Raw genomic sequence first — 7,067 nt, 5'->3', positions numbered from 1 at the left:
GGTTCGGCCTCGGCCGTCGCGAGGAACTCCTCGGTCTCTTCGGCCGAGGAGGTCGTCTGCACCCGCCCGCAACCCGCCCGTCAGCCGGCCGCGCCGCTACGGCTAGCCCGAGTACGCGCCGCCGTCGAGGTCCTCGATCAGCGTGCGCCCGGTCGGCGTCCAGCCCAGCAGTTCCCGCGTGGCGGTGCTCGTGGCCGCCAGGTCCATCGCGAAGAACGCGCCGATCCACCCGAAGTGGCCCGGGACGTCGTCGGGGTCGATCGAAGCGACCGGCAGGTCGAACGCCCGCCCGATCGCTTCGGCGATCACCCTCGTCGGTACGCCTTCCTCGGCGACCGCGTGCAGGCGGCTGCCCGCCGGGGCCTTCTCCAGGCCGAGGACGACCATGCGCGCGGCGTCGCCGACGTGCACCGCGGCCCAGCGGTTGGTGCCGTCGCCGGGGTAGCCGGCCACGCCCTTCTCGCGGGCGATCGCGGACAGGTGCGCGATGAACCCGTGGTCGCCGGTGCCGTGCACGGTCGGGGAGAACCGGAGGCTCACCGGGTGCAGGCCGCGGTCGGTGAACCCGAGCGCGAGGTTCTCGGCGCCGCCGCGCGGGGAGTCCGGGCCGTGGAACGGGGACGCGTCGGCTTCGGTGGCGGGCTTGCCCTGCACCAGGCCCGCGACCCCCGAGGCCAGCAGGAACGGGCGGCCGGTGCCGGCGAGTGCGTTGCCGATGGTCTCGACGGCGGCCCGCTCGGCCGCGTTGGAGGCGGCCTGGTCGGCGAAGTCGTGCTTGTTGGCCAGGTGGATGACCGCGTCGGCCGCCTCGGCGCCGGCGCGGAGACCGGCCAGGTCGTCGAGCTCGCCGCGCCGGACCTGGACGCCGGCCGCTTCGAGCTTCGCGGCCGACGCGGCCGAGCGGGCCAGCCCGGTGACCTCGTGGCCGGCGGCGAGCAGTTCGCCGACGACGGCCGTGCCGATCCAGCCGGAGGCTCCGGTGACGAAAACGCGCATGGCGTGAACTCCTTCGAGGAAGATGTGATGTCAGTGACCGACGTCAGTCGCTGACATCGCTACCGTACGCCTTCATGTCAGGCGCTGTCATCACTAGACTCGGCGGCATGGTGCGCTGGGAACCCGGGACCGCGGAGCGGCTGCAGCAGGCCGCGCTCGAACTGTTCGCCACCCGCGGCTACGAGCAGACGACCGCCGCGGAGATCGCGCAGGCCGTCGGCCTGACCGAGCGCACCTTCTTCCGGCACTTCAGCGACAAGCGCGAAGTGCTCTTCCAAGGGCAGGAACTGCTGGTCCAGGCCTTCCTCGACGGCATCGCCGCGGCCCCGCCGGAGGCGTCACCGCTCGAGGTCGTCGCCTCGGCGCTGCGGTCGTCGTCGGCCTTCTTCCCGGACGAGCGCCGTCCGCACTCCCGCACGCGGCAGTCCGTGATCGACCGCCACCCCGCGCTGCAGGAACGGGAGCGTCACAAGCTGACGACGCTGGCCACGACGGTCGCCGACGCCCTGCGCGCCCGCGGCGTCGGCGAGCCCGCGGCCACCCTCGCGGCGGAATCGGGGGCCACGGTGTTCGGGATCGCGTTCAGCCGGTGGCTGCGCGAGGAGGGGTCGCTGGCCGACCTCGCGGCCGAAGTGCTGGACGAGCTGCTGACGCTGGCCGGCGAAGCCGCTCAGGCGTTGCGCTCCCCGAGGTGAAGCCGCGCCTGAGCCGGTGGCTCAGGCGACGAGGTCGTCCCAGCGGACCAGGATCGCCGCCGCGAGGACCCCGGCGACCAGGATCTTGACGGCGACCAGCGCACCGCTCACCCCGCTGAAGGACAAGAGGTCCAGCGCTGTGCCGGTCACGAACGCCGCGCCGAACACCCGGGCGCCCCACCGGCGGCGGAAAGCCAGGGCCACCAGTGCGATCAGCTGGACCGCGGTCGCGAACAGGGCGAGCAGGAACCACGGTGAGGTCTCACCGCCGTGGGCGAGGTCGCCGGACAGCACCGAGATCCCGGCGATCAGCAGCACGATCGTGCCCAGGCCGAAGACGACCAGCATCACCGGCAGGAAGATCCGGCCCGCGCCCTCCGGCGTGGCGCGTTCGGGCAGACGGCGACGCGGCACGGTGAGCCTCCACTCGGTTCGTGAACCACGACCGTGCCCGACCGCGCGGCCCGCGCCCACGGTGCTTTTGCCGCCACGACAATTTTTACCCGCGCCCATTCGGAGTATTCCGCCAATGCGCGACGAGATCGGCTGAAATCGGCAAGAAGTTGTGTAACGCGTTCATGATCCTCTGCGAATGCAGAACCGTGAAAACTTCGATTACGCGATTGGCCGCGGTTGTCGCCGCGGCGATGATCTGTTGTGGTCTGGAAACCGCGGGCACCCTTCCGGCGGCCCAAGCGTCCACGGTGGAGCCGCAGTGTCCCGAAGAGGGGTGCGGCGGCGATCCCGGTCTCCCGGGGGACCCCGGTACGCCGCCGCCCACCACGCCCGCTCCGGCGACCTGCGCCAACCAGGGCACGCCCGTCTACAGCGGATCGGTGACGTCCTACACCCCGGACTGCGGCACGGGCTACCGCGTCCACGCCTACACCACCGTGCTGCGCTGGGACTCCTACTCCGGCGGCAGCCCGGTCAAGTCCGCCCGGGTGCAGAGCTACATCCGGTTCGAACGCGCCAACGGCGACGGCCTCGACGCGCGCGACACCCGCGTGTCCTGCCACGACACCTACGGCGGCTCCGGCTCCGACCACGAGGACAAGGCCACCAAGACCACCGTCACCTACAACACCGGCAGCGTCCCGCCGGGTGCGGCGGTGACCGTGACCTGCGAACAGCAAGCCACCTACAACAACGTCACCTACTCGACCACGACCGTCCAAACGGTCTACGCACCCCACCCGTACTGATCGGCGGCGCTCCGGCGGCCTGCTGCTGAAACGGGCCGCCGGAAAACCGCTCCGCCATTCGTGCGTGGCACGGGCAATTCCGGTCGGGTCGCATTTCGGCGGAGGTGAGCGCGAGCACGGCAAAGCGTGCGATCGTTCGCCGAAATGCGCGGCCGTGGCGGGGGACTAGGCTGGCGGCCTCATGACCAGGGGCCGGTCCGCGGCCGTGCGCGAGGAGTCGCCGCCATGCCAGCCGATCGGGCCGAGGCCCGGACCCGTCACCCCCGTCACCAGCGCCGCGGCGAGGCCCGGCTGCCGGCCGCCGTCGCGACCCTCGTGGCCATCGCGCTCTACCTGGCCCTGCCCGAACAGTTGCTGGTCGCGCCCCGGTTCGTCGTGCCGGCGCTGGAAATCCTGCTGCTGGTGCCGCTGGTCGCGATCAACCCGCGGCGCGTCACCCGGCAGACCAGGATCTCCCGTGTCCTGTCGCTCTCGCTGGTCGTCGTCATCGGCGTCACCAACCTGGGAGCGCTGGCGCTGCTCATCCACGACCTGGTCGCCGGTGCGGCCGGCGACGGCCAGGCCCTGCTGCTCGGCGCGCTGCAGGTCTGGCTGACCAACGTGATCGCGTTCGGGCTGGCCTACTGGGAGCTCGACCGGGGCGGCCCGGTCAAGCGCACCCAGTCCGGCCGCGCCGATCTCCCGCTGGCCGATTTCCGGTTCTCCCAGGACGAGAACGCCGACACCGTCGAGGAGGTCGCCGACGGGTCCAGCGTCAAGGCCGACTGGGTGCCGACGCTGGTGGACTACCTGTACGTGTCGGTGACCAACTCGACGGCGTTCAGCCCCACCGACACCATGCCGCTGTCGTCGCGGGCGAAGGTGCTGATGGCGGTGCAGAGCGTCGCCGCGTTGCTGACGTCGTTGCTGGTCATCGCCCGCGCGGTCAGCGTCCTGAAGTAGCACCGGGCGATCCGGCTGTTGCTTGTTCTGCCATGCGGAAGTTAGTCTCCGCAGAACGAAACTGTGGAAGGCCGGGTGGCGGGCCGTCGCTCGCTCCTACCGAGAGGCGGATTCGATGGCGGAGAGCACGCCGGAGACGGGTGACGTGGCGGCCGCGGCAGGCAGGCCCGAGGACGAACGGCTCGGGATCGGCAAGAGCTTCGCCTACGGCGTCCAGCACGTCTTGACCATGTACGGCGGGATCATCGCGCCCCCGCTGATCATCGGGGGCGCCGCGGGCGTCTCGCCCACCGAGATCGGGCTGCTCGTCGCGTCGTGCCTGTTCATCGGCGGGCTGGCGACGATCCTGCAGTCCTACGGCGTGCCCTTCTTCGGCTCCCGGCTGCCGCTGGTGCAGGGCACCTCCTTCGCCGGCGTGGCGACGATGACCGCGATCGTGGCCGACGGCGGGCTCCCCGCGGTGTTCGGTGCGGTGATCGTGTCCGCGCTGCTCGGCCTGCTCATCACGCCGGTGTTCTCCCGGCTGGTGAAGTACTTCCCGCCGGTCGTGACCGGCACGGTGATCACGGTGATCGGGCTCAGCCTGATGCCGGTCGCGGCCCGGTGGGCGATGGGCAACGACACCAAGGCCGCGGATTCCGGGTCGGTCTCCAACATCGGGCTGGCCGCGGCGACGCTGGCGATCGTGCTGCTGCTGAGCAAGATCGCCGTGCCGGCGATTTCCCGGCTCTCGATCCTGCTGTCCATCGTGGTCGGCACCGCGCTGGCCGCCGTGCTCGGCAAGGCCGATTTCTCCCAGGTGGGGAACGGCCCGATCTTCGCGGTGCCGGCCCCGTTCGGCTTCGGCGCACCGACCTTCGACGTCGCCGCGATCGTGTCGATGTTCATCGTCATCCTGGTGACCCTGACCGAGACCACGGCCGACATCCTCGCGGTGGGGGAGATCGTCGGCACGAAGGTCGGCAAACGCCGGATCGGCGACGGCCTGCGCGCCGACATGGCCTCCTCGGCGATCGCACCGATCTTCAACGGTTTCATCCAGAGCGCCTTCGCCCAGAACGTCGGCCTCGTCGCGATCACCGGCGTCCGGAGCCGGTTCGTGGTGACGGCCGGCGGCGGGGTCCTGGTGGTCCTCGGCCTGCTACCGGTGCTGGGCCGGGTGGTCGCGGCCATCCCGTACCCGGTCCTGGGCGGCGCCGGCCTGGTGCTGTTCGGCACGGTCGCGGCCTCCGGCATCAAGACACTGTCCAAAGTGGACTACAACGGCAACCTCAACCTGGTGATCGTCGCGGCTTCGGTGGGCCTGGGCATGGTCCCGATCGCGGTGCCCGGCTTCTACGACCGGTTCCCGGCGTGGGTCGGCACGATCTTCCACTCGGGGATCAGCGCCGCCGCGCTCCTGGCCGTCGTGCTGAACCTGGTGTTCAACCACCTGAAGCCGGGCAAGGCGGGCAGCGAGCCGTCGGTCTTCGCGACGGCGACCCGCGTGATCGACTACTCGGACCTCAAGGTCCTTTCCCGTCTGGAGAACGGCGACAAGGTCGTCGACGGCAAGATCGTGGACGCGCAGGGCCGCCCGGTCCCGGTACGGGACTCCGACGGGCAGCCGGTGTCCTACCGGATCGGCGCCGAGCCGGAGGAACACTGACGCGACGGGCTCCGGGGTGGGTGTATTCGAGGAGCTACCGCCGTCCTGAGCGGCGCGGCAGAGCTCGTTCCCGTCCGTATATTGGGGTGATGGGGTGGCGAAGCGGAGCGCGTGGGGTCCGTGGCACTGCGGACGACGGCGTGCTGTCTGCTTTGGATCCCGGCTCTCGCATTCTTTGTGGCACCAAGCCCCGCTCCTGGCCCTCGACCGCGCGCAACCCGGGTGGGTCGGTGGCTCGGGCCGCGCACACGCTCGTGGTAGCCGAAAGTCCTGACCTTGACGGGCAGGGACGCAGCAGCCCAGGTGGTGCGCGACACCGGGATTGAACCAGTGACCTCTTCCGTGTCAGGGAAGTGGGTCACCTGTTCTGACCCGTGTTCGTCGGGCGAAGCCGCCAGGCGCCGATGCGCTGAACCAGCGCTTCGCGGTAAGCGAATGGCGTCCGGCACCAACCGCGTGCCGGACGCCTACGCGAACACTCCAGCTCATCCCCTCACCGGGGGAGTACGCCCCAGTTGACGGCGCAGCCATGCCGCTCGAGCAGCGACGGCGTCCCGCGAGAGCACGGCATCGGGAACCACGACGTCGAACCCGTGGAACCCGCCGGGCCAGACGTGCAGCTCGACGTCGCAGCCCGCCTGCCACAAGCGGCTCGCGTAGGCGACGTCCTCGTCCCGGAACGTTTCGGCCGACCCGACGTCGACGAACGCGGACGGCAGTCCGGAGAGGTCCGCGGCGCGGGAAGGCGCGGCGTACGCAGAAACGTCCGGTCCTCCGCGAACGCCGTCGCCGAGGAGCGCGTTCCAGCCGGTCTCGTTCGAGGAGCTGTCCCAGATGCCGAGGCCGCGCATCTGCCGCGCGGAGGGCGAGTCGTTGCGGTCGTCCAGCATCGGCGACAGGAGCAGCTGGGCCAGGATGGCCGGGCCGGTGCGGTCGCGTGCCATCAGGCTGACAGCCGCTGCGAGGCCGCCGCCGGCGCTCGCGCCGCCGATGACGATGCGCTCGGGGTCGATGTTCAGCTCGGGGGCGTGCTCCGACACCCACGCCAGGCCCGCGTAGCAGTCCTCGACGGGACCCGGGTGGGGTGTCTCGGGTGCGAGCCGGTACTCGACCGAGACCACGGCCATGCCCATCGGTTCGGCCAGGTTCAGCATCTCGACCAGGCCGAACCGGTTGTCTCCGACGATCATGCCGCCCCCGTGGACGTGGTAGATCGCCGGGGCCGGGGCCGCCGCGTGCTTCGGGAGGCAGATCAGCAGCGAGATGTCCGGTTCCCCGGCCGGCCCCGGCACCGCCCGCTCCTGCACGCTGTAGGCGCCACCGCGCGAGAGGATCTCGTCGGTCGGGGTCTCCACCCCGGGGACCGGCTCGCGCATCTCGACGATGGTGTCCGGACGGTACGCGTCGGGAGGGCGCAGGCCGGTCAGCACCTCGACCACGGGAGCGAGTTCCGGATCGAAGGGTGGTGGCGGTCCGACCGGCCGGGTGGCGGACCGGTCCGTGACTTGCGCGGTCATGTGTTCTCCTTGAGACAACCGAGCCGAGCGTTCGAGTTCTGCTTGCGCAGGAGGGGTTCGGCAG

General features: G+C 71.0%; 7 protein-coding genes. 4 read left to right on the top strand and 3 right to left on the bottom strand.

What is annotated here, in order from left to right:
- Positions 1 to 102 precede the first annotated feature (102 nt).
- Positions 103 to 996: an SDR family oxidoreductase gene (locus AB0B33_RS46045; RefSeq protein ID WP_360784356.1), complete on the bottom strand. Its 894-nt coding sequence runs from the start codon at positions 994 to 996 to the stop codon at positions 103 to 105.
- Between the two features lie 107 nt (positions 997 to 1,103).
- On the opposite strand from AB0B33_RS46045, the gene AB0B33_RS46040 reads away from it, so the two are divergent.
- Positions 1,104 to 1,691, top strand: a complete 588-nt coding sequence (locus AB0B33_RS46040; RefSeq protein WP_360784353.1) for a helix-turn-helix domain-containing protein — start codon at positions 1,104 to 1,106, stop codon at positions 1,689 to 1,691.
- Positions 1,692 to 1,712: 21 nt separating this feature from the next.
- Here AB0B33_RS46040 and AB0B33_RS46035 read toward each other — a convergent pair whose 3' ends face one another.
- On the bottom strand, positions 1,713 to 2,105 hold the full coding sequence (locus tag AB0B33_RS46035; RefSeq protein ID WP_247023964.1) for a hypothetical protein: 393 nt from the start codon (positions 2,103 to 2,105) through the stop codon (positions 1,713 to 1,715).
- 209 nt (positions 2,106 to 2,314) lie between these two features.
- Between AB0B33_RS46035 and AB0B33_RS46030 the strand changes: the two genes are divergently transcribed.
- The 3 genes from AB0B33_RS46030 (at position 2,315) to AB0B33_RS46020 (ending at position 5,486) form a co-directional block, all read left to right on the top strand.
- On the top strand, positions 2,315 to 2,896 hold the full coding sequence (locus tag AB0B33_RS46030; protein ID WP_360784349.1) for a hypothetical protein: 582 nt from the start codon (positions 2,315 to 2,317) through the stop codon (positions 2,894 to 2,896).
- A 225-nt stretch (positions 2,897 to 3,121) separates the two neighbouring features.
- Complete coding sequence (locus AB0B33_RS46025; RefSeq protein WP_360784346.1) at positions 3,122 to 3,838, top strand: hypothetical protein; 717 nt, start codon at positions 3,122 to 3,124, stop codon at positions 3,836 to 3,838.
- A 115-nt stretch (positions 3,839 to 3,953) separates the two neighbouring features.
- Complete coding sequence (locus AB0B33_RS46020) at positions 3,954 to 5,486, top strand: nucleobase:cation symporter-2 family protein (RefSeq protein ID WP_360784343.1); 1,533 nt, start codon at positions 3,954 to 3,956, stop codon at positions 5,484 to 5,486.
- A 485-nt stretch (positions 5,487 to 5,971) separates the two neighbouring features.
- On the opposite strand, the gene AB0B33_RS46015 is transcribed toward AB0B33_RS46020, so the two are convergent.
- Positions 5,972 to 7,003, bottom strand: coding sequence for an alpha/beta hydrolase (locus tag AB0B33_RS46015; protein ID WP_360784340.1), 1,032 nt, complete (start codon positions 7,001 to 7,003; stop codon positions 5,972 to 5,974).
- Between the last annotated feature and the right edge of the window lie 64 nt (positions 7,004 to 7,067).

This window comes from Amycolatopsis sp. NPDC049159, assembly GCF_040648295.1.
GTDB lineage: Bacteria > Actinomycetota > Actinomycetes > Mycobacteriales > Pseudonocardiaceae > Amycolatopsis > Amycolatopsis pretoriensis_A.
The sequence above is the reverse complement of the archived record's forward strand: the minus strand, read 5'-3'. Positions and strand labels throughout refer to the sequence as shown.

Excerpts from the sequence above, each read along its gene's own strand:
- AB0B33_RS46045 (WP_360784356.1), bottom strand. The coding sequence starts at position 996 with ATGCGCGTTTTCGTCACCGGAGCCTCCGGCTGGATCGGCACGGCCGTC.
- AB0B33_RS46040 (WP_360784353.1), top strand. The coding sequence starts at position 1,104 with ATGGTGCGCTGGGAACCCGGGACCGCGGAGCGGCTGCAGCAGGCCGCG.
- AB0B33_RS46025 (WP_360784346.1), top strand. The coding sequence starts at position 3,122 with ATGCCAGCCGATCGGGCCGAGGCCCGGACCCGTCACCCCCGTCACCAG.
- AB0B33_RS46020 (WP_360784343.1), top strand. The coding sequence starts at position 3,954 with ATGGCGGAGAGCACGCCGGAGACGGGTGACGTGGCGGCCGCGGCAGGC.
- AB0B33_RS46015 (WP_360784340.1), bottom strand. The coding sequence starts at position 7,003 with ATGACCGCGCAAGTCACGGACCGGTCCGCCACCCGGCCGGTCGGACCG.